Below are 22,065 nucleotides of genomic sequence, written 5' to 3' on the forward strand. Positions count from 1 at the left end.
CCCATGGATGCAGCCCCAGCGTATGAACGTCCCTTGCTTTTCCGTTTGATGGTCGCCAGTCGGGCCATCCTCGTCAGTGGGCTCCTTTTCGTGCCCCTGATGGTGATCAACGCCCTGCAGACCCTGTCGCTGCTGACCAGGCCCTTTTCCAAACGCATGTTCCGTTCCATCAATCGGCACCTGGCTCATGCGTACTGGACAATGCTTGTTTTGCTCATGAACAAAGTTTACCGCGTTCGCATCGAATGGCACAGTGGCGAACTTCCGCCGCGAGAGGATGTCATCCTCGTCGCCAACCATCAAAGTGCTGTGGACGTGATGCCACTCTTTGCCTTGGCCCAACGCTGCGGTCGCCTGGGTGATATGAAGTTTTTTGTCAAAGAAGTCTTTAAATATATTCCAGGGCCAGGCTGGGGAATGGTTTTTCTCGACTGCATCTTCTTGAAAAGGCGCTGGATGGCCGATCGCCGCCGTATCAAGGCCACCTTTGAACGATTCCAGCGGGAACGGATACCCCTTTGGCTAAATATTTTTCCCGAGGGGACACGCTTCCATAGTCGCAAAGTGAGAGAGGCCCAGAACACCGCCCGGCACTATAAGCTGCCGCTCTGTGAACATGTTCTGGTGCCGTATTCAAAAGCCTTTGAAACCAGTGTCCTGGGCCTTCAGGATCAGGTCCAGGCCGTCTACGATGTGACCATTGGTTATCCTCAAGGCATTCCCAGCCTTTGGCAGCTGCTGTGCGGCGAGGTGAAGAGGATCGAGGTGCATGTCGCCCGCTTTGCCCTGGCCGACCTGCCCCGCGATGCCCAGGGCATTGAAGCCTGGCTGAACGAACGCTTCTGGGCCAAGGAGCAGCACCTGCAGCGGCTTCAAAAGGAGGGATCGTTCAGGATGCCGAAGAAATCTGCGGCAGCAGCACGACCGATCTGTGCCGGGGACGTCCTCGCCAACTGAAACCGGAGCGAATCCTTGACCTCACGACGCGAGATCGATGTCGCGTTCCTCAAGGAGCCGGAGCAGCGATTTCTCGACAATCAAACGGAAACGCCGCAGATGCGAGAGCACCGTGTTGGGACACATATTCAAGGTCGCCGAGATGGTCGCCACGCTCTCGCCCTGGCTGTAAAAAAGCTGGGCCACCCGCCGCCGCACCGGCGAACGATGGTCATCAATCAGGCTTTGCAAGAGCCTTAAGGAAAGCTCCAGATGCCATGATTGGGAAGGTGTTGAACCCCCCAGCCGGGCCTCCTGCTGCGCATGCAGAATCTCTTCATTCAGATCATCCAGGGCTACCATGGAGCGGTTCCTCCGGAGTTCCGTGAGACAGCGATGCCGGGTAATCGTGCTGAGCCAGCTGGATAAGGCCCGTTCATGCACGAGCTGCTCCCGGTGTTGCCAGACGATAAAAAACACATCCTGACAAATCTCTTCCTGCTGCTGCGGGCTCAGCGGGAAATTGGCCGCAATGCTGGCAACAAGGCGAATGTAGTTGTGATACAGAGGCACAAAAGGATCGGGAGATAAAAGCTTGGCCGTTTGCATAGCGGACTCCTCGATGGAACCAATCTGAGCACTCCCTGTTCCCATAGCATCAGTTGTGCCATCGCGATCCACGCTCGGGCTTATGGAAAAATTATTAAAATATTAAAGACTTGCAAAGCCATCCCTCCCCCGTTTGCACAGTTTCCTGGACAGCCTTTCAGACGAGAATACAAAGATGTTCTAAGCTTACGGGCAGCAAGATGAACTGAGATCAAAAGCGGAAGGAAAAGCGAATGCCGGTGTAGGTGGTGTAAAGAGCTTCCTGGTATGTGCTATCGGTGTCGACGCTGACGTTGCGAATTTTGTAGCCAAAGGTCATGTCCAGAAGTTTGGACGTGAGTTTGATACTGCCGCCGAGGTCGATATCGAGCCTTTGCTTGATGGCAATCTCCTGGTCGATGGCATTTTTCATATTGGGCAGCGTGGCCATCATCACATCGAGATAAACGGAACCGCCGCGTCCAACGCCGAACAGCATGCCCGTATTCAGACCCATGCCTGAACCCGCTGCATCCACCAGCTCGGTCCCTTCCCTGTCAGCCGTCATCTCGAGACGCGTGAACAAGGCACCCAGGTAGAAAAAACCCATATGGTACCGCACGCGGGTATCCTGCCAGTTCATGTCCACCTTGCTGGAGTTCAGCAGAAAATTGGTCGTGTCCCGATCAAAGTGCAGAAGAAAGGAAAGATTGGAATGCGTCCCAGCATAACCACCCAGACCATAACGCAGGGCCGTTCCGGTATCATTGCTGCCAACCAGCTTGCTTTTGGAAGTGGTAAAGGCATACTGGGCATCAAAGAAAAAATCGGACTGGGGCCCACGTCCCGATCCCTGCGCGTAAGCAGTCCCGCCTCCCCCCAGAAGGAGCAGCAGGGTGGCCCGCCAGCACTGGATCCAAGATTTCACGCATTCTCCTGTTTCAGCTTTCCTTATGGAGTTATCGGCAGCTGAACTTTAGGATTGAGGAAAAGGCAACGGCACCCTTCAGCACACGAGTGGACGCATGGCAAAAATCCTGATGATTGGGCACAGGCAGGGTCTGGTGGAAGCGGCCCGAAACCAGGGACTGGATTTCCTTTTATGGAATGGCAAGGAACTGAAAAATCCGCTCCCGGCCCGGCATCTTGTCAAGCTTCCCTGGCCACGCAATCCCCAGGAGTGGCGGCAGCTGCAGCCTAAACTGTTAGCGCTGGGCCCTTTCACCGCCATCATCGGCGGTTCGGAACGCGCCATTCCCCTGGTCGCCGCGCTCCGGCGCGCCTGTGGCCTGACCAGCACGGCGCCCATCAACCTTTTGCGCTGCCACGATAAGCTTCTGATGAAAAACCGCCTGCGCACCGCGGATATCCCTCTCAATCCTTATCTTTGGGGCACCGGCCTCAGCGCCGATCACATCTGGCAAACCCTTGGCCCGCGTATCGTCTGCAAGGACCGTTCGGAATCCGGGGGGCGATCCATTCAAATTTACAGCGAAAAGCCCAGGCTTTTGGGTGAGCTGCAAAATCGGCAGAGGCTGTTCGAGTCCTTTAATCCGCATCCCGAATTCAGCGTTGAAAGTTTCGTGGAGAACGGTCGCATTATTTTTACCAACATCACGCAGTATTATTTGCGGCAGCATATCAACATCCTGCCCGCAAGCCTGCCACCCGACGTGACGGCCCGGGTTCTGGACTTGAATGCACGCGTGCTGCAGATCATGGACGTGCAGCGGGGCATGACCCATGTGGAGATTTATCTAGGACCGGATGGGCCGGTGTTTGGGGAAATCGCGGTGCGGCCGCCCGGTGGCTACATCATGGAGCTTCTGCAGCTTGCCTATGGATTTCCCAGCTGGGAATCCTTCCTCAAACTGGAGCTCGGTCAAAGCTGTGAGCTGCCGCAGAAGGCCCACCGGGTCGCAGCGGTCCATGTTCTGCATCCTGGCCCCGGCATCATTCAGGCGATCAAGGGCTGGCTGGCCGTGAAACATCACGCTTCGGTGCATCGGGCCAAACTCAAGGTCGCTGTAGGGGATCGCCTCAGAATTCGCGCGGCGGTGGGCGAGGATGTGGGTTACGTGCTGCAAACAGCCGCATCGATGGAGCAGCTGATTCCGGCCGTGGAGGATATTCGGCGACTCATGCAATGGACGATGGAAAAAACCGGCTAGAAGATGCACTGGCCGTCAGGGATGGGACAGATGCGCGGCAGGTCGGGATTTTTGATGAGTGAAACCCAAAGACCTCGCAGGGGCGCCAGGGCTCTGATATCGGTCAACTGATTGGAATCCAGCACCAGTCGGTGCAGGTGGGGCAGTCCGGCGAGAACATCCACGTTGGTCAGTCGGTTGGCGCTCAGATCGAGAGAGCGCAGTTCGGAAAGAGCCAGCAGCGGCTCCACATTCGTGAGATCCTGATGATCGAGCACCAGCTCTTCAAGGTGCGTGAGCGGCATGAGCGGCGTCAGGTCCGAGATCCAGGGCGCCGCCTTCAGTCCCGAGAATTCCAGTTTTTTTTTTGACTGCAGCACGGCGTCCGCCGCGGCACAGTCTGCATCATCCAGATCCCTCTGTCCGGCTTCACGGAGCATCAGACGCACCGTTTTGCTGGCTTCCCACAGCACCCGATCCTCTTCGCTCAGTTCCTTGGCAAACTCACAGTAGGCCTCGAAGGATCGCTGCGGTTCGGGATTATAAAGGCACTGGGCCCCCTCCGGACAGGCTGTGATCTTCTGCGGGTTGGCCAGGGCTTTTAATGTTTTGAGTTCCTTCAAATGGGCCACCGAGGAAAAATCCTCGATCTGATTCTGCGACAGATCCAGCACCTGAACCTGAGGCAGCTTGGAGAGGACGGCGATATCCTGAATGCTGTTGTTCCTGAGATCAATACTGCGAAGGCCCTGGGCTTCCGCGAGCGCCGCGATATTGGTCAGCCCGGCGCTGGTGACGATCAGGGTATGCAGGCGAGGCAGCTCGGCAAACTTCACCTGTTCGAGTTGGATCGTATCATTGGAGCTGAGATTCAAGACTTCCAGCTGATGCAGGCTCTCCCAGGGAACGGCGGTCAGATCAAGGTTGCCACCATTGGTGGCCAGATTCAGCACGCGCAATTTTTTCAGACGGCTGAGAAAGCGGAAGTCATAGGGCAGCTTGCTTTTACTGGCGAAATCATAATTATTGCCGAGTGTCAGCTCTTCCAGATTTTCCAGCTGGCCCAGCGGGCTGATATCGACGAGACGGTTGCCGATCAGTTCCAGCTTCTGCAGCTTCTTCAGTCCCACGATGGGTCTGAGGTCCGACAGCTGGCGATCCTTGAGCGCGAGATTGCTGATATCAAAGCTTACACCCGTGTATTTGAAAACCTTCCAGTTCGCCATCTCAGCAGCGGCCCGCTCCGGATCCGTGACCACCTGATCGAGGTCCGGAATCTCCCGCTTGCCCTCTTCCCCAAAGCTGGACATCAGAGCCTCGGCGGTCACCCACAGCGGATCATCCGGATTGAAATAAGCCAGCATGCGGGCCAGATCAGGATTGGAGCCCAGTGATTCCGGAGCATCCGCGGGCCGCAGACCGGGACCCTCAGGATTGTGCTTCGCGTCGAAACGCAGCGTTACGCCCGAGCTTTCCTGCAGCCAATCCACATAGGCGCCGGCAAAGGTATAAATGGATTCTCCCGATTCACAGATCCGTTCGGAATCCCAGACCGCTTTGGTATTGAGCGCCAGATTTTTTCCATTCAGATCACCGAGGACATACCAGCGGCCCTGGATCTGCGCGAACGCGGAACCACCGGAATCGCCACTGCAGGTGCCGAAGAGCGGCTTGGGACCGATGACCATGAGCTGGGAATAATGCGAAGTATTTACGAAGCGGCGCAGATGCGTCTGAACCTGCAGCCTTTGGCCTGAGCAGCCGGCTTCGCTGGAAGGACAATCCGTTTTGGTGCGGCCATAACCGGCCAGCAGGATCGCATCCTCCTGCCCCAGGAGGTCCTCCAGCTGATCCGCCGAACGCAGAATTTCGGCCGGTTCATAGCCTGCGGGGGCCTCGCCTTCGAGTTTCACCCAGGCAATATCAAAGTTGGGAAAATATCGGGATCCATCTTTCGGTCGATAGCTTTGAAAGGCGGCCACGGGAAGACTGACCGCGGCGGGATCATCCTGCCCCTTGCCAAAGAGCACCACGAACTGCTTGGGATTCTTGAAGCCTTCCACACAATGCGCGGCGGTCAGCACAAGATTCCGCGCAATCAGAGTCCCGCTGCAAAAGGAATCCAGGCCCGTGCGGCTGATTTTGGACAGCGAAACCGTGGACACATAGGCCGGACTGTTTTCGGGCACCGGCTGGCCGCCCACCATGTCCAGCTGCGAAACCGGCTGGGGTCCCGAGCCACAGGACAAGGCCAGGAGAGTCAGTCCGAAAAAAGTCATGAATTTCATCATGCAATGGTCCTTCTTGGGCTGGACTTATACAATTTGACATCGTCGATTATGAGGAAATCCCCGCACCCGTTCGCTACCAGAGACAGAGACAGGGCGCAAGTCAGATTTCGCTAAGATCGAACAGCCTTTGCAGAAAGGATCAGGCTGCAGCTCGTGGCTGGGAAGGATTCTGGCTGAGTGGGATGGAGATCACATAGCAGGTATCGGGGCTATAGGGGTCCAAAGTCATCCGACCCCCGATGCTGTCCAGGAAGTCGAGACTCAGGCGCAGGTTGACGTCCCAGGCGCTGCGCTGGGTGGTCTGTTCCTGAATGGTGCGACGCTCCTGATAGGAAAGACTCGGCCCGCTATCGAATACCCGCACCTGCATCTGGCGTCCGTAGAGGCGGAGCTGCAGACGCACCCAGGCCGGTTCCTGACCGGCTGCGGCTTCCACTCCTTTATTCACGAGGGAAACCAGAGCAAAGAGCGCGGCCGCGGCCGGCACATGCAGCCAGGCTTGCGGTTGATCTGCACTGAAATCGAGACTCACGCCACGGGCGATCGCTTTTTCCCGGGTCAGTTCATTCAGGTGATTCAGAAAATCCACCGCCCGCAAGGCGACCTTGTCCTGGTCGCCATGAGTATGACTGAAGAGCAGAAGACTTTCCGTCAAACGCTCGAGTTCACGCAGGGGCTGATCCAGGTGCTGCAGCAGGAGAGTGCCCTTGTTATATAAAACATCATCGGGATTCCATTGCATGACTTCGTCGAGTTTCTTATGCATGGCTCCCAGCGGTTCCTGCATGTTGCGGCTGATATCGCGCGCCATATCCCCAAGCAAACTCAGACTCGCCCGCCGCAGATTGAGGGCATTGGTCTTTTGATTGGCTCTATCCGCACGCTGCCGACTGACCTCCACCGAGGCCACGGTGGCAAAGGCGGCGGCGAAGGCGGTCACCATGGTGGCCAGCGTCGTCCCAACCGTCAGCTCAAACGTCATGCCGGACGCCAGCACAAAACCATACTGTCGATTCACCAGAAGAACGACCAGGCACTCCACAAAAATCACAGCCACCGAGAACATCCCGGTCCAGCGACCACAGAGGAGGATGGTTCCAAACGAGATCAGAGGATACCAGGCCATGATCGTGGCAAAGGGTGATTTCGCGGCCGTCAGTGCCCAGAAACTGATACAGGTGGCCAGGGTCGTCATGTAAAAGGCGGCGATCCATTCCACATGCCGGGCCCGCCGCACAACGAAATAGCCGATGATGCTGACCAGGGCGATGGGCATTTCCAGCCCGAGCACTTCATGATAACGGCGGTAATGCAGAGCCAGAATTCCATTCAGAAGGGCCACGAAAAATCCGGTCAGACAAATATGATGCATGGCCCGCTGCCGAAACGCATCGAGCGAGGTGGGGCCGCGACGGTCCCTTTTCACCCGGCGGTCAAAGATGCGAATCAATGTCAGAAAAAACCACTGCATATCATCCTAACCTTGCGCGCGTTGCGAGATGGCGCTCAGCTTTTCGGTGCTCTCCTGCAGCTCGCGGGCGACCTTTTGCACGTCTTCAATTTTCGCATCATTGCGCTTCGCGACCGTTTCAAGGCTCTGCAGCTGCTGCTGAAACTGGGCCAGCTGCGCTTGCAGGTCCTGGGCCATGCCGCCCATGCGTTCCCCTACCGTCGCCAGGCGGGCGGCCTCATCATCGGTGAAGCGCAGGAGTACAGCCCGCAACTCAGCTCGATTGCGAATCACGTCATAAGCCATCATCAGGAGCAGAAAACAGACCTGCAGCGCCAGAACCTGAGCCGCAAGACTCGACACCAGCGCACTCTGATCGGAAAAACGGCCGATGGTATGGCCGTACTGCACATTGTTCTGCAGCACGAACCAAAAAAGCCCCGTGGCGAGGACGGTGTAAGCCGCCCCCTGCTTCACCCCCAGGACCAGGACGGAGAACACGATCAGAAAGGTAATCCATACCCAATACATCGCGTGAATGGTTCCCGCCGCGATCTGAGCCCAGGCGCAGATGCCGGTGCAGTAGACCAGATAAAGAAAGGCGCAAAGGTTCAGCCGTCCGGTGGAACGATAATAGGACATCAGCACCAGGGGAATCATAACCAGCATGAAGGCAATGCCAGCCATTTGCCAGATGTCCCAGGCCGAGGATTCAAAGAGGAAAACAAAGGGATGAAGTAAAGCACCAAACAGCCCGGTCCGCACCAACGCACGGCTGCGATAGAGTTCAATGACGCTCAGCTTTTGCCAATCTTTTGGCAAAAACCAATCGACCGTCTGAATCCAAAATCTTTTCTGCGGCTTCACGGGGACTCCCACTTGAGCGAATCCTGCGTAGAAGGCATCGGAATTTCAGCGGAAAACTGGAGAGCCCCGGCGGTGAATGCCGGGACGAATTCTCACATCCGGTGTGGATCACCAGGAAAAAACGAACTTGGAAAGGGATTAAATGATTTCCCGTCCGGCGATATATCCGGTGCTACGGGTATTACAACCACAGGTTCGGTTGCCAGCAGACTCGAACAGTGCACCGCAGGAGATGCAGGTGCGGATCTTGATTTTAATAGGGGAAAGATTTGCCAAACGTCGCGCATGGTTCTTCAGCTCGATGTCCTTGACCACCGAAGGCGGAAGACGCTTGATTTTGTTGGCTTGAAATTCCCGCTCGATTTCTTGCGTCATCAGCAAGTGCCCCTTTATACTTGAGTCACACTCAACATGCGAAGTATCGACGACACGTAAAGCCATCAAAATGGCGCAAAATTATTAAGAAATGTCAAGAAAAACAAAGAAAATACAATGAATATGCAAACTGCGCCAGGTAAATTTTGCTCCGGTTCGATTTTCTTCATGATCGTTCTGTGGCCCCTGGCGTGTACCAGTTCGGATCGCGCGCCCACTCCCGTGGAATGGACAGAAAATCATGTAGAAGCTCCCAGTCCCCCGACGATAAAGGCTTTTGCCAAATTGATCGACCGCGATTTGGCAGCATCTCAACCGCATCTGCGACCTCATCAAGGCCAAATCGTACTGGGTCAAAACCAGTTGCAGCTGGTGGCCGGCAGCGTTCCGCCGCTCAGTGGCGGCTCCGTATTTTACCCCGTGCTCAGTGCCATCTACAAAGCGACGGATAAATCGTGGCAGCAGCAAACCTGGCAGCCTTCACTGGACATCAACATCAGCACGATGAACGGAGAAAGTCTGGCGCTCATCGGCCAGGATATTGAACATCACAACAATCAGCCGCACCTCATTTCCTTTTTCCGCTCGAGCAAGCCGGAACTGGGCGCGGTGCGATTGGATATGCAGTGGCTGGGTGAAAGCCCGCTGGTTAAGATTTCCATTGTTCAGTCGGGTGGAACCGCGCCTCTGCGCTGGATCCTGCGCCTCGGCTCGGGTTACGGCGCCGAGCACTGGATTCCCTTCGATCAGAAACGCTTTCTTGGGGTCACGGTCAGTCTTTTTCCGGACGTTTTCACGGTTCTCTCGCCAATGCCCTTGAGCATTCGAACGGAAAAGCAGCAGACTTATCTTTCCGCCGTGACCGTTCCCGGCCGGGACAATGCCTTTGTTCTGCTGCCCGGTCGTGAGGCGGTCCTGCAGCAGGCGGCACTGGTCGCGCAACTCAAACAGTGCCGCGGTGATTGTCTGCGCGTGCCCGCGCGCAGCGAAACCTGGCAGATTCAGCTGCCCTGGCGTCAGCCGATGCCACGCCTCGACAAAAGACTCTTTCAATCCCTCTTCGTGCATGATGCCCAAGGCGCCTTTATCAGCACGCTGCCCATTTTTGAAGGCGAACCCTTGAAGTGGAATCTGCCGGCCGATGCAAAATGGGAGGTTTTGTATCCGGACAGTCAGGGCATTCTGCAGAAAGTTCAGTTTGATCAAGACCAACGCACGGCTCAGCTGCCTCCTCTGGCTTTGGGTTCCGTGCAGGTGCAGCTCAAACCCGGACGTCCCGGCTTTATCGACATCCGCGATGCGGTTCGCACGGGCAGCGTAGGATGGGCCCGGCAGCTTGCGTCACGACCCTCTGATATTTTAACGGCGCATGTTTTTTTGCAGAAAACCTGGCCCTTCACCGCTCAGCTTCCGGCCGGTGATTATCAACTGCAAATACGCGACGGCATGCAACGCCTCTGCGCGCAACGCTTCACCATCCTGCCTGGCCGTCATCAGGTGATCAGCTGCATCAGCGAATCCCCCAGCCCGGAACTTTCGCTGCGCGCCAACCTCAGTCTCGACACTGTTCCATCCGATGAAATGCTGCAGGCGGCTCATTTTCAAGCGATCGGCCGTCTGTTGCGGACGGGCAAGGAAATCAGCAGCGCCCAGGAGATCCCCATGCTGATCGCCGAGGATCATAGTCTCGGCTTGAGCCTCAGGGCTTTTCCCGCAGACGAATCCCTGCGGCGAAGCTGGCTGGCGGTGAAACCCAGGGATCATACCGCTCTGCTTCCAGCGTTCGCCAAATTCGCCCAGGATCAGAATCCTCCGCTGCAGCTGGTGCTGGAATGCCCGCAGATCGGTTTTCAGTTTGAAGACTACCGCTGGATGGCCCTGACTCTTGAGCCCGATATGATCGAGGTTTTTGGCTGTCAGCAGTATGAAATGATGGATGCCTTCCTGCAGGTCGCTCACAAACTCCAGCAGAAAAGTTCGCATCCCATAAAACTGGCGACCTCAGCTCCCTTTCGTGGTCGCGGACTCGAGACCGATTTTATTCCGGCGCTGTATATTCCCCAGCCGCAGAATCTTTTGAACGCTCTGCGAAACGGTGAATACAGTCTCGGTCTGCGCAGTGAGATTCTGGTGACGGATCCGCTGCCAACGTCCGGCACCAGCGAACCCCAGACGCTCGGCGTCGTCATTCGCAGCTACGATATGAAGGACCAGGGCGCTCTGATCCGAATCCATGATCAATACGGTTTCCTCACCGAACTGGCTCTGCCCCCTGGTCGTAACACCGAGCAGAAGCTGCAGATCCCCGTGCGCCTGAGGCCTTCGAGCCGCTTTCTGCGGGTGGAGCTTGTGCGCCAGACTTTAGGCCCCGGCGGAAAGGAAGATGGAATGACGCAGCCTTTCCTTCTAGCCACGAGCAACTTTTTAGGCTTGAATGGTCCCCCATAATCGCCAACGTCGGGGGAAGGCAGACATGACAGAGTATTCCATGCATCCGCTCATTTCAGCAGACCGTATCGCCAGTCGGGTGCGGGAATTGGGACAGCGCATCAGTCGCGACTATCAAGGACAGACGCTGTGCATCATTGGCGTTTTGAAAGGTTCCGTGATTTTCCTGGCCGATTTGATTCGCGCCATTGAAGTGCCCTGCGAAATTGAATTCATCGGTGTGTCGAGTTACGAAGGCATGCATTCCACCGGTCACGTCCGCATCAACTACGATCTTTCGGTGGACATCGAAGGCAAGCATGTTCTGCTGGTCGAGGATATCATCGACACCGGCCATACCATCGACTACCTCATCAAGACCCTGGAGGTCCGGGCGCCCAAGTCTTTAAAAGTCGCCTGCCTGCTCTCCAAACCGGAAGCGCATCAGATCAAACTGGACATCGACTACACCGGTTTTGAGATCAGCAAGGAATTCGTTATCGGTTACGGACTGGACCTCGACGGACTCTATCGCAACCTGCCCGATCTGATGCAGATGCTCCCTAAATCCTGAAGCCAGGCCTGGAACCTGCGGCCCGGTGCCGTTTGAGCTCCGAAAAATCGATCACGAAAGGATGCCCCTGACAGCAGCGCAGCTGGGTGTAATCATCCAGCTCCAGCTCCAGGCCGGCGAGACTCTTCTGCAAATCAAGCAGGACGGCCTGGATCGCTTCTGTCATGGGCTGCTCGGCGTCACAGTAGGGTTGCACATAGGCAAAAAAATCAGTGTCGTCCATAACTTCCATGGGCGGCACCAGCGGATGCGCAAGCGCGGACAAACGATTCAGGTCCAGAGCCCAGCGGCGGCGAGCCTGGAGTTCATCTTTCAGAAAAGAGGGCTTCGCGACGAGAACAGCCAGATCCATTCCGCCCCGTCCAGGCAGCTTAAAACACTGAAAATGCCGGCCTTCTCCCACGAGATCCCAGTTGCGTGTTCCCTGCGCTCGCATGATGCCGGAGCGGATGACTGAAGTGTCAAGGCTACGGGAGAAGGCCTGTTCCAGAGCGGCTTTGCTCTGTCTAAGTTCCAGGAATAGCTTGGAAATTCCGTCCACAAATACCTCCACGCGACGTTCAAAGCCAGTCAGGACGCAGGAAAGGGCTGAAAAGGGACTTGACACTGAATCGGGCACTGTCATAACGTCCAACATAGCTGCCAGGCGCGAGCTGTTAAAAGACCCAAATTCATTGGCATAAATGATCACACAAAGTCGTTCAACAATGGCTGGTCATGGCATAACGCTTGCTTGAATAAAGTCGTGGGATTGACTTCCCCGTGTTGCCGAGACTCTGCTGCCCCTACTGGAGGTTGATATGCAAACTGAAAACGGTCAAGACAACAAAGTCGTTTCGATTGCTAATCGTACGCCCAAAAATGCGACAACGACGCAATCGGAACAAAAGCAGGAGAGCTTCAGTTGGGAAGAGATCCAACGCCGTAATGAAGAGAATCGCCTGCGGCTGAAAAGAGAACGTGAGAAGGCCAATAAAGGCGTGATCCGTTCCTATCGTCTGAAACACTGATTTTGATCGTTTGACATCTGATATTCCTGGTCCTTCTCCCGAAGGACCTGAATATATCGTCACTGTTCCCCGTTCTTAATGCTGTTGTGTTGCTCTTGCTGCTCCCGTTGCTGTTGTTGTTGAGGTGTTGTGATGAAGAACGATGTTCCTGCCAATGTTGTCGATTTCACAGTTTTTAAGCGAAACAAGGATGCTCAGACCGATTTGGCCCGCGGCCGCACGCCGCTGCATGTCAGCCATATCGATGGCAAGGTCAAAGGAAGTCCACACTTCCGCAGACCGGAAGCCGACGATTTCGGTGATCGTATGCAAAGGATCAAAAACAGTCTGGAGAAGATCAATCAGCTTATGACTGAATTGAAGAAGACAACCAGGAAGGCCGAGTTCGAAGATTAAAATCTTCTCGTTGCAAAGTTCTGGCATCCTCGTCAGAAAACCCCATTGGGGCGGAGGATGCACCCCAGAACTTCGCTACGAAAAAAACCGGTCCAAGGCTCCTTCACGGAGCCTTTTCTTTTACCAGCCGCGCTTAGACTTCCACAAATCCATTGCGAATAGCGTAGCGAGCCAGTTCAATCTGGGAACGCATGTTGAGCTTGTTCATGATGTTCGCTTTGTGACGATCCACAGTTTTCACACTGATCTGCAGATCGGTCGCGATTTCCTTGGCGGTCATGGCCTGGGCCACGCAGCAGAGGACATCAACTTCACGGGGGCTGAGAGGATGCTCCAGACGCCCATTGACGCCTTCACGATGTTTTTGCACGAGACCACGGATAGGATTGTTGGCCTGGAACCAGGTGCCTCCTTCCATGACGGCATGCAGACAGGCGTGAATTTGGTCAGGTGCTTCAAACGCCGAAATCAGAGCGCGGGCTCCAATGCGTTCCGCCAGACGCTGATATTCTGGAAGAGGCAAGGAGCTGGACAGGATCAGATGCATATCCGGTTTCGTCGCCTGCGCTTCTGCTGCCATTTGGTAGATGGAAGCCATCGACTGCAAATCCAGCAGGAGAACTTCAGGCTGGAGCCGCTGCACCAAATCCTTGATCTGATAATGGGAGGCTGTGCTGGCAAGGATGTGCACATCCTCAAAGCGATCGAGTACCTGAGTGAGCCCTTCTCGAACGATTGGATGATCGTTCACGATCAGAATGGAAATCTTTTTCATGTTAAACAACCCGCATCGAAAGAAATGCATTAAAACTTAGACCACTTTTTCCGTGCCACAAGGGCAGGTATTAGCAATATTCTGCATGAAAAACGAGACGCGTGACTTTGAAATTCTGGGAAGATTTTGTGTAAGCTATTTTAATTATTTAAAAAAATAATAATTTTGATTTGCACGGAAGGTTTAAAAAGCCTGTAACGACGGGATTCTGAGGAGAACGGAACGCGTCAGGTAAGCACCTCAAGTCCTTCAAAAAGACTCGCTTTTTGGATGTTTTACCGCACTCCATCGGGGTGGTGGTTCCCCGTGGTGAATCACGATCCGGCCCCTCCAGGGAGGGGCCGGGGTCGGTCATTGGGATAGGGAAGGAATTAGCTGTTGCCCTCGGCGGCAGGCGAGGCAACGGTGGCTGCAGGTTCCTCGCTGGCCGCTTCCTCGTCCTTGGCTGCGGATTTCTTGACCCTGGGTGGGAATTCAAAGCGGAAGCCCGTCCAGTCGTTTTCCATCACCAGCTTGGCGCTGAATTTTCGACCTTTTTTCGACACGAAGTCACTGATGATCGGGGTTTCCTTGGTCTGCAGAAAGACCATGAGATCCTCACGGGTCAGGTTGCGCTTGCAGAGCATGCGCGGGAACGCAAAACCCGGGGCCCCTCGTTTTTCACCAGCCTCCCGCCCCTTGACCTTGGTCTGACAGGCAAAATCCGCTGGCGTTTCGATCACCATGCAATCCGGGGAACAACGCAAAGGACAGGGCGCGATCGGTTCCAGATTCACGTCGAGCTGCGGCTGATTCGGATCGACTTCGCCCGAGTTTTCCACCACACGACGAACCAGCTTGCCGCCCTGGAGTTCCAGGACAGCACGGTAGTCCTTGCCGTTGGCGTTTTTAAAGCCATCGAGTTCGGGTGTGACTTTCTTTTCCAGGAGGATGCGCACCGCATTACGGTTTATGTAACGACCGTTGAAATCCTTCCAGATCAGAAAATCACAGGCTTTCTTGCCGGCCCGCTTGGTGCTCTCCGCACAACCGTAAAACCAGGCGCGTTCAAAGACAGGGCGCCCACAGTTCGGACAGGGACCGAGCGGATTTTCATCCGGATAGATCTGTTCAAAATCAAAATCGCGGGTGGAATCAACCACGTCCTTGGCATAGCTGGCGATTTCACGCATGAAGTCTTCCGGCGAGCGCTTGCCCTCCTCCACTTCATTCAGAAACACTTCGAGTTGTCCAGTCAGCTCCGCTGAAGTCAGACGGCTCGCATTGATCCGATGCAGGATATCGATCAGACGAATGCCCTTCGGCGTCGGCCTGAGGTTCTCATCCACGTATTCGCGGTTCTTCAAGTTTTCGATGATATCCGCGCGGGTGGCCGCGGTTCCCAAACCATCGGCACTGCGCAGAGCCTGGGAAATTTCTTCGTTTTCAATATGCCGTCCGGCATTTTCCATCAGGGACAAAAGTCCCGCTTCACTGATGCGGGCCGGTGGCTTCGTTTCATGCTCCTCGAGGAGCGCCTCACTCGATTTCACCGTCACACCTTCAGCCTTATCCTTGCCGGGGATCAGCGGGGCAAAGGACTTGTCACCCTTGTCGGGCACCTTGCCAAAGACAGCTTCCCAGCCGGCTTCCTTCAGCACGCGCGGCGGCTTGCTGCGGAAATGCTGTTCCGCCACGACCGTAATGCGCTCGACCTCTTCATACACAGAGGGTGGATAAAACGAGGCCATGAACTGTCGGGTGACCAGATCAAACAGTTTCTGATCGTCCCCTTCAAGGGCCCGCACTTCACCGGTCGGAATGATGGCAAAGTGATCCGTGACGCCTTCGTTATTGAAGATCTTGTCCTGATTCAAAAGGCCCTTATCCAAAAGATGCCTCGCATGCGGACCATAGTCGCCGGTCCCTGCGAGGATATCCAGGACACGCTGAACTTCCGGTTTGTAGTCCTCTGGCAGCACCTTGGAACTGGTACGCGGATAGGTCAGCACCTTATGCGTTTCATAGCAGCGCTGCGCCGCCCGCAAGGTCCGGTTCGCCGACCACCCGAAGCGGGTGTTGGCTGTTCTTTGCAGCGAGGTCAGATCGAAGAGCATCGGTGGATTGCGGGGTGAAGGCTTGCGCGTTTCACTCGCGAGGGCCGGCTTGCCGGCGATGGTTTGAATCACCGCCTCGGCTTTGGCTTTATCAAAGATGCGATCCTCTTTTTGCTCGCGGGTGGCGTTCTTGCGATCAAAATTGGGATCATACCAGGTGCCATCATACACCTGTTCGTTCACTTCGAAATTGCCGATCACCTTCCAGTAGGCCTGGGGGTTGTGTTCGAGCACTTCCAGCTCGCGTTCCACCAAAAGGCCCAGCGTCGGTGTTTGGACGCGCCCCGCGGACCAGGACACCCCGCGCTGATTCTTGGCTTTCAAACGCACGGTCAAGGCCCGCGTCGCATTCATGCCGATCAACCAGTCGGCATGCGCGCGACATTCGGCAGCGGCGGCGAGGCCGGTGTATTTGGTGCCATCCTGCAGACTCTTGAATCCGTCCTGGATGGCTTTCTTCGTCATGGATTGCAACCAAAGGCGGTGAATGGGTTTATTCACGCCCACGTGCTTGACGATCTCGCGAAAGATCAATTCCCCTTCCCGCGCGGCATCGCATGCATTCACGAGGTAAGTGATGTCATTCCGTTCCATCAGTTTCTTGATCACCGCGAGGCGGGTCTTCTGATTGGGCACGGGCTTGGTTTTGAAATCCCCGGGAATGATCGGCAGATCGGCCAGCCGCCATCGTTTATAGATAGGATTGATATCTTCCGGTTCGAGAAGAGTCAGGATGTGACCGACCGCGTAAGTGCAGACCATGGTCTCACTCTCGTAGTAGTCCCCCTTGCCTTTCTCTTCAAAGCCTCCCAGGGCTTGCACGATATCTTTCGCGACGCTTGGCTTCTCAGTAATTATTAGACCTTTTCCTTGCATCGATACGCTCTGTCCTTCCGGTTGGCTATTCATCCCTACAAAAACTTTAAGAACCCCCGCTGTCAAGAGATATTCCTGACTTTTTGTCATTCCTGTGCCCTACGCCCGCCCTGGACGACGCACCACAGTGGCCTTGCAGCCCATTTTGGGAGAGTTGGGAAAATCATTTCATGGGAGGGACGTTTGAAGACGACCTGGCACCCGGGCAGAATCTCCCGGAACCGTCAGGATGCGTTTTGTGTTTCGCGTGGAAGCCAGCGATCGAGCAGCTTCTGGATTTCCTCAAGTTGAGCAGGCTTGGCCAGAAAATCATTGAAGCCATGCTGCAGAGCTTTTTCCCGATCCTCTTCACGCCCCAGAGCGGTGAGGGCTATCACGGGCGTGCCCGGAATTTCCTGCGACATGCCGCGCATGATACGGACCAGCTCGAAGCCATCCATATGCGGCATCTGACAGTCGACAAAAATTAAATCAAAGTGCTTTCTATCCAGCCATTCCAGAGCATCCACGCCGGAGGAGGCCAGCGTGGTCTCAGCCTTCAGCTTTTTCAGCTGCTTGTCGGCCACCTTTAAATTCACAGGATCATCATCCACGATCAGGATGTGAGCCCCTTCAAAGGTCAAGGGCGCACGTCCGGTGTCAACGTTTTCAGACTCCGCGCCCGCGGGACGGGACGAGCCGGGATGACGAAGAACATAGTCCCGACGCGCCGTGGGCTGCCGCAGAAGATCCGGCCCTGGGTTCGCATCCTGAGAGAGGGACGCGCGGGGCGCCGCATCAAAGGCGAGAACGCAGGTGAACGTGCTGCCGCGACCAGGCTGACTCTGCAGATGAATGCTGCCACCGAGCAGTTCCACCAGATTTTTCGTCAGGCTCAGCCCCAGACCCGAAGAGGGACCCGAATGGAGATAAGCCGAATGCGTTTGTTCATAGGGAGCGAAGACCTTGTCCAGCTCGTCCGGGGCAATGCCATGGCCGGTGTCCTGCACTTCCAGGAGCAGGCGGCAGGTCGTGCCGGCCCAGCCTTCCACCCGAACCTTGACCAGCACGTGGCCGGCGCTGGTGTATTTCACGGCATTGCTGACGAGATTATTCAGAATCTGACTGAGTTTCCGTTCATCGCCACGCAAGGCATTCGGCACATCAGGGTCGATCACACTGCCGATCATCAGACCGCGGGCCTGGGCATCACGGGTGTAGAGTCGAATGGAATCATCGATCACCTGCCGCAGCTGAAAATCACGGGTCACGCGATTCATCTTGCCGGCTTCGATGCGACTGACATCCAGCACTTCCGACAGAAGGTCAATGACCCGCCGGCCGCTGCGCCCCATCACATCCAGCATTTCCTGCTGATCAGCCGTCAGACCCTGACGCGAAAAGACCTCCGCAAGGCCCAGCACACCATTCATAGGCGTGCGAATTTCATGGCTCAGCCAGGCCAGAAATTCGGATTTGCTCTGCAGAGCTTTTTGATGCCGTATGATATGGGCTTTAAGCTGCTCCGTATGGGCGCGACGGGCGTTCAGTGTCATGATGGTTTTTTGCAGGATCAGGGGTTCCGCCATGATTCCCGACTGGAAAACGATCTCGTCCACACCGTGATCCAGGAGTTCCTGCATCAGCTCCTCTGTGGCTTCATCGAGGCAGACAATCAAATGGCAGCGGGTCTCCCGCAAGGCCAGGCTATCGACCTGGGCGAGGAGCTGGTTCAAGGGGGCATTGGGCTCGGCTTTGAGCCAAATGGCTTCCAGACTGGGAAAATGTTTCAAAAGGAACGGATCGTTACGATTCACGGCCACCAGTTCGTGCGACCAGAGCTGCACGAGCTGCCGCCACACCGGACAGAGGACGTAACGTTCCTCGGTCAGTAGGGCCATTTTAACGCCGTTTGTGCGACTCTCCGCTGTCATGGTTCGATTGCTCCTTGACTGAGGAACTTATCGAACAAAACCCCTGAATCTTAATAACAAAACTTACCCAGATGACCGACTTTGCACAATTGACGTGGCGCAAACCCCTGAGCCAGACCTCCTAAGGATGGATTATGGAAAAAGTCCCAATGCTGTCGAAAAGGAGCAAAAGAGACCTGGCCATCAATAATTTTATGTGTTAGTTTCCCCGACCTGTTAGACTAGAGCGAAAATTTATCAGCACGGTTTTATCAGCGGACGGACCATTTATATGAGCGCAAATTTACGCAACATCTGTATCATTGCCCACGTTGACCATGGCAAGACCACGCTTGTGGACTTCCTCCTTAAACAAGCCGGAACTTTCCAGGAGCACCAGGCGGTTGATGATCGCGTAATGGACTCGATGGATCTCGAACGCGAGCGCGGGATTACCATTCTCGCGAAAAACACGTCCGTCGTTGTGGGCAACACCAAAATCAACATCATCGACACGCCGGGTCACGCTGACTTCGGTGGCGAAGTGGAACGCATCATGGGCATGTCCCAGGGCGCCATCCTCCTGGTCGATGCGGCTGAAGGACCTTTGCCTCAGACGCGTTTCGTGCTGGAAAAGGCGATCAAACAAGGTCTCAAGATCATCCTCTGTATCAATAAGGTCGACCGTCCTGAAGTGCGGGAAGGCGATCGCATCAATGAAGTGATCAACGGCGCGTTCGATCTTTTCTGTGACCTCGGGGCCACGGAGGATCAGACCGACTTCCCCATCCTCTACGCCTGTGGCCGTCAGGGCTGGTGTACGATGGATCCTGCCGAAATTCCCGCGCTGCTGGAAGGCAAAAAAGGCGATTTGAAGCCGCTCTTTGATCTGGTTTTGGATTACGTGAATCCGCCTGCGGTCGAGGACGGTCCCTTCCGCATGCTGATCAGCAACCTCGACTACAGTGAGTGGGTTGGTCAGATGGGTGTGGGCCGCGTGTACTCGGGCTCCGTGAAAAAAGGCGATCGCCTGATCAGCAAGTCGGTGGATGCCAGCGGCAAACCCGTGAACCGCGTGTTCACCGTTTCCAAGGTTCTGTCCTTCAAAGGCCTGCGTCAGGTCGAAGTTGATGAACTGGAAGCCGGTGATATCGGTCTGCTCGCTGGTCTGGATGAAGTCCATATCGGTGACACCATCGTCGCCAACGAAACTCAGGAAGCCTTGCCCCGTATCATCGTGGAAAGTCCCACACTCGGTATGATCTTCTCGATCAACACCGGGCCTCTTTCGGGTCAGGAAGGCGAAGCCGTCCAGTCACGGAAACTGCGTGACCGACTCCTGCGCTTCTGCCGTTATAATGTGGCTCTGCGCTTCGAAGAAACCGCCCAGCCCGACCAGTTCCGTATTCTCGGCCGCGGTGAACTGCAGTTTGCGATTCTGATTGAGCAGATGCGCCGTGAAGGTTTGGAATTCATGATCGGTCGTCCGGAAGTCCTCTTCCAAAAGGATGAAAACGGTCAGGTTCTGGAACCGGTCGAGCGTCTCGTTCTCGATTTGCCCGAGCAGTTTTCCGGTGAAGTCACCGAGATGCTGCAGACCCGCAAGGGCATCATGAGTTCCTATGAAAATATCGGCCACGGTCGGATCCGTTTGAAATTCGAGATTCCAACCCGCGGCATCCTCGGCATCAACTCACGCTTTAAAACCGCCACCCGCGGTGAGGGCATCATGAGTTCCGAGTTTATCGGTTATGTTCCATTCAAGGGCGAACTCGTGCACCGGATCAACGGGGCCTTGATCTCCGACCGTGACGGCGAAACCATTCCTTATGCTTTGGAATCGATTCAGGAACGCGGTCAGCTCTTCGTCGATCCCGGTGTAAAAGTTTATGAGGGCATGATCATCGGCGAATGCGCCAAGGATCAGGATCTGAACGTCAACGCCTGTCGCGAAAAGAAACTGACCAACCACCGGGCCTCCGGTTCCGACGGTCTGGTGATGCTGCAAGGTGTTCGCAAGATGTCCCTGGAACAATGCATTGAGTGGATCGAGGACGATGAGTGGATTGAAGCCACTCCCGAATCGATTCGTCTGCGGAAGAAAATTCTGCCGCAAAACCTGCGGAACATGAAACGCTAAGACCACGATCATGAGCGGAAGCAAAACATTCGGCCTCGCGCCTATGGAGGGAGTCAGCGAACTCCCCTTCCGTCTCTGGATCGCCCAGGTCAGCGCTCCGGCTTTTTCCTCAACGCCTTTCCTGCGTGCAACCGACACCTACCCGGCTCAGATCCCGCTCGACTTTGCCGCTGAAATCACTCGTGATTGGGAGCTGCCCTATCAGCTGGTGCCTCAAGTGATGGCCTCGGATCCTCAGGATTTCGTGCGCACCGCGCGTCTGCTCCTGCCCCACGCGGAGTTTGTGGACCTCAACTGCGGCTGTCCTTCGCCCAATCCTGTGAGTGGCGGCGCGGGGTCGAGTCTTTTGAAGGATCCAGCGCTGTTTGTGGGCTTTGCGGAACGCATGGCGGAAGCCTTGCCGCCGCGACGCTTCAGTATCAAGATGCGAACCGGCTTTGATGATACGGATGCGTTCGATGCCTTCACGGCAGGTCTGCGTCCCCTTCCCTTGCAGCAGCTGACCGTGCATGGCCGGACCCGACGCGATCGTTATGATGGCGCCAGCCGCTGGGATTTGATTGAGCGCGCGGCCGCCCGTCTGCATTTTCCGGTGATCGGTTCAGGAGACATCCTGGGCCTTGCCTCGCTGCCGGATATTGAAAGAACCGCTCCTTCCGTTTCCCGTTTCATCGTGGGCCGGGGTGCCTTGCGTAATCCCTGGATCTTCATGGAACTGCGGGAAGGGCGTTCGGTCACGATCCGCCGCTCGCTCCTCCAGAAGGTGGTGGCGTGCTTTGCGCTGCTCACCGAACTCGGCATGGATCATCAGATTGCCAGACTGGAGCCTTTGGTCCGCAAAGGTCTTTGGCGAACGCCGGCCGGCAACCGGGCGGAAGCCTGGGATGCCTTCTATGACGAGCTTTGTGGAGCTCATGCGGGGAAAAGTCTGCCGTTTACCGAACTTGCACTCGACCGCATTACCCTCGGTCGGGTGAAAATGGTCTGGAATTATCTTAGGAGCAGTCTGCCTCCTCTCTACTTTGAACCTCTGCTTCTGCGCTCCAGGAATCTGGGTGAGCTCCTCGGCGGCCTGGAACGCCTCGATCCGGCTGATGAACCTTTCCTGATCCGGCACCGCCCGGAATGGGACTGGCTGTTTACCAGCAGTCGCCAAAAACCCACGGAAATCGCCGGTGAAAGCCCGAAATTGGCCCTCGCAACTCCCTGAATTTTAAAATGA

18 protein-coding genes are annotated in these 22,065 nt (G+C 55.7%); 8 read left to right on the top strand and 10 right to left on the bottom strand.

Translation table 11 applies throughout. The features are described from left to right. The first annotated feature begins 3 nt into the window (after positions 1 to 3). A complete protein-coding gene (locus OLTU_RS21615) occupies positions 4 to 957 on the top strand; it encodes a lysophospholipid acyltransferase family protein (protein ID WP_141734829.1) in 954 nt (317 codons plus the stop codon). Between the two features lie 21 nt (positions 958 to 978). Here OLTU_RS21615 and OLTU_RS21620 read toward each other — a convergent pair whose 3' ends face one another. Then, entirely contained in the window at positions 979 to 1,545 is a 567-nt protein-coding gene (locus tag OLTU_RS21620) for an RNA polymerase sigma factor (protein WP_176736836.1), read from the bottom strand. Between the two features lie 211 nt (positions 1,546 to 1,756). Then, positions 1,757 to 2,452: a hypothetical protein gene (locus OLTU_RS21625; protein WP_141734831.1), complete on the bottom strand. Its 696-nt coding sequence runs from the start codon at positions 2,450 to 2,452 to the stop codon at positions 1,757 to 1,759. 97 nt (positions 2,453 to 2,549) lie between these two features. Between OLTU_RS21625 and OLTU_RS21630 the strand changes: the two genes are divergently transcribed. Then, positions 2,550 to 3,695, top strand: a complete 1,146-nt coding sequence (locus OLTU_RS21630) for an ATP-grasp domain-containing protein (RefSeq protein ID WP_141734832.1) — start codon at positions 2,550 to 2,552, stop codon at positions 3,693 to 3,695. Here OLTU_RS21630 and OLTU_RS21635 read toward each other — a convergent pair. The 4 genes from OLTU_RS21635 to OLTU_RS21650 all read right to left on the bottom strand — a co-directional run bounded on the left by OLTU_RS21635 (position 3,692) and on the right by OLTU_RS21650 (position 8,657). Next, complete coding sequence (locus OLTU_RS21635; RefSeq protein ID WP_141734833.1) at positions 3,692 to 5,965, bottom strand: leucine-rich repeat domain-containing protein; 2,274 nt, start codon at positions 5,963 to 5,965, stop codon at positions 3,692 to 3,694. The genes OLTU_RS21630 and OLTU_RS21635 overlap by 4 nt on opposite strands. A 139-nt stretch (positions 5,966 to 6,104) precedes the next feature. After that, entirely contained in the window at positions 6,105 to 7,436 is a 1,332-nt protein-coding gene (locus OLTU_RS21640; protein ID WP_141734834.1) for an ATP-binding protein, read from the bottom strand. A gap of 6 nt (positions 7,437 to 7,442) precedes the next feature. Continuing rightward, positions 7,443 to 8,237 carry a hypothetical protein gene (locus OLTU_RS21645; protein ID WP_218110178.1) on the bottom strand — a complete coding sequence of 265 codons (795 nt, stop codon included), beginning with the start codon at positions 8,235 to 8,237 and terminating at the stop codon, positions 7,443 to 7,445. A 183-nt stretch (positions 8,238 to 8,420) separates the two neighbouring features. Then, positions 8,421 to 8,657, bottom strand: a complete 237-nt coding sequence (locus OLTU_RS21650; protein ID WP_141734836.1) for a hypothetical protein — start codon at positions 8,655 to 8,657, stop codon at positions 8,421 to 8,423. 123 nt (positions 8,658 to 8,780) lie between these two features. On the opposite strand from OLTU_RS21650, the gene OLTU_RS21655 reads away from it, so the two are divergent. Together OLTU_RS21655 and hpt are read left to right on the top strand one after the other, a co-directional pair. Beyond that, a complete protein-coding gene (locus tag OLTU_RS21655) occupies positions 8,781 to 11,105 on the top strand; it encodes a hypothetical protein (protein ID WP_218110179.1) in 2,325 nt (774 codons plus the stop codon). A 25-nt stretch (positions 11,106 to 11,130) separates the two neighbouring features. Continuing rightward, positions 11,131 to 11,658 (top strand): hypoxanthine phosphoribosyltransferase, encoded by a 528-nt coding sequence (gene hpt / locus OLTU_RS21660; RefSeq protein WP_218110180.1) that lies wholly within the window; start codon positions 11,131 to 11,133, stop codon positions 11,656 to 11,658. Here the strand turns inward: hpt and OLTU_RS21665 are convergent. Continuing rightward, complete coding sequence (locus tag OLTU_RS21665; protein WP_141734838.1) at positions 11,648 to 12,199, bottom strand: hypothetical protein; 552 nt, start codon at positions 12,197 to 12,199, stop codon at positions 11,648 to 11,650. The genes hpt and OLTU_RS21665 overlap by 11 nt on opposite strands. Positions 12,200 to 12,458: 259 nt before the next feature. Here OLTU_RS21665 and OLTU_RS21670 point away from each other — a divergent pair, with 259 nt between their 5' ends. Both OLTU_RS21670 and OLTU_RS21675 read left to right on the top strand, forming a co-directional pair. Continuing rightward, positions 12,459 to 12,668 carry a hypothetical protein gene (locus OLTU_RS21670; protein ID WP_141734839.1) on the top strand — a complete coding sequence of 70 codons (210 nt, stop codon included), beginning with the start codon at positions 12,459 to 12,461 and terminating at the stop codon, positions 12,666 to 12,668. 132 nt (positions 12,669 to 12,800) lie between these two features. Continuing rightward, positions 12,801 to 13,064: a hypothetical protein gene (locus OLTU_RS21675; protein WP_141734840.1), complete on the top strand. Its 264-nt coding sequence runs from the start codon at positions 12,801 to 12,803 to the stop codon at positions 13,062 to 13,064. A gap of 133 nt (positions 13,065 to 13,197) precedes the next feature. On the opposite strand, the gene OLTU_RS21680 is transcribed toward OLTU_RS21675, so the two are convergent. The 3 genes from OLTU_RS21680 to OLTU_RS21690 all read right to left on the bottom strand — a co-directional run bounded on the left by OLTU_RS21680 (position 13,198) and on the right by OLTU_RS21690 (position 18,724). Next, positions 13,198 to 13,839: a response regulator transcription factor gene (locus OLTU_RS21680; RefSeq protein WP_176736837.1), complete on the bottom strand. Its 642-nt coding sequence runs from the start codon at positions 13,837 to 13,839 to the stop codon at positions 13,198 to 13,200. A 371-nt stretch (positions 13,840 to 14,210) separates the two neighbouring features. Then, on the bottom strand, positions 14,211 to 16,901 hold the full coding sequence (locus OLTU_RS21685) for a DNA topoisomerase (RefSeq protein WP_141734842.1): 2,691 nt from the start codon (positions 16,899 to 16,901) through the stop codon (positions 14,211 to 14,213). A 134-nt stretch (positions 16,902 to 17,035) separates the two neighbouring features. Next, positions 17,036 to 18,724 (bottom strand): response regulator, encoded by a 1,689-nt coding sequence (locus OLTU_RS21690; protein WP_141734843.1) that lies wholly within the window; start codon positions 18,722 to 18,724, stop codon positions 17,036 to 17,038. A 271-nt stretch (positions 18,725 to 18,995) separates the two neighbouring features. Here OLTU_RS21690 and typA point away from each other — a divergent pair, with 271 nt between their 5' ends. Continuing rightward, positions 18,996 to 20,843 carry a translational GTPase TypA gene (gene typA, locus OLTU_RS21695; RefSeq protein ID WP_141734844.1) on the top strand — a complete coding sequence of 616 codons (1,848 nt, stop codon included), beginning with the start codon at positions 18,996 to 18,998 and terminating at the stop codon, positions 20,841 to 20,843. Positions 20,844 to 20,853: 10 nt separating this feature from the next. Beyond that, positions 20,854 to 22,053, top strand: a complete 1,200-nt coding sequence (locus OLTU_RS21700) for a tRNA-dihydrouridine synthase family protein (protein ID WP_141734845.1) — start codon at positions 20,854 to 20,856, stop codon at positions 22,051 to 22,053. Positions 22,054 to 22,065 lie beyond the last annotated feature (12 nt).

It is taken from the genome of Oligoflexus tunisiensis (genome assembly GCF_001748245.1).
Classification (GTDB): domain Bacteria; phylum Bdellovibrionota_B; class Oligoflexia; order Oligoflexales; family Oligoflexaceae; genus Oligoflexus; species Oligoflexus tunisiensis.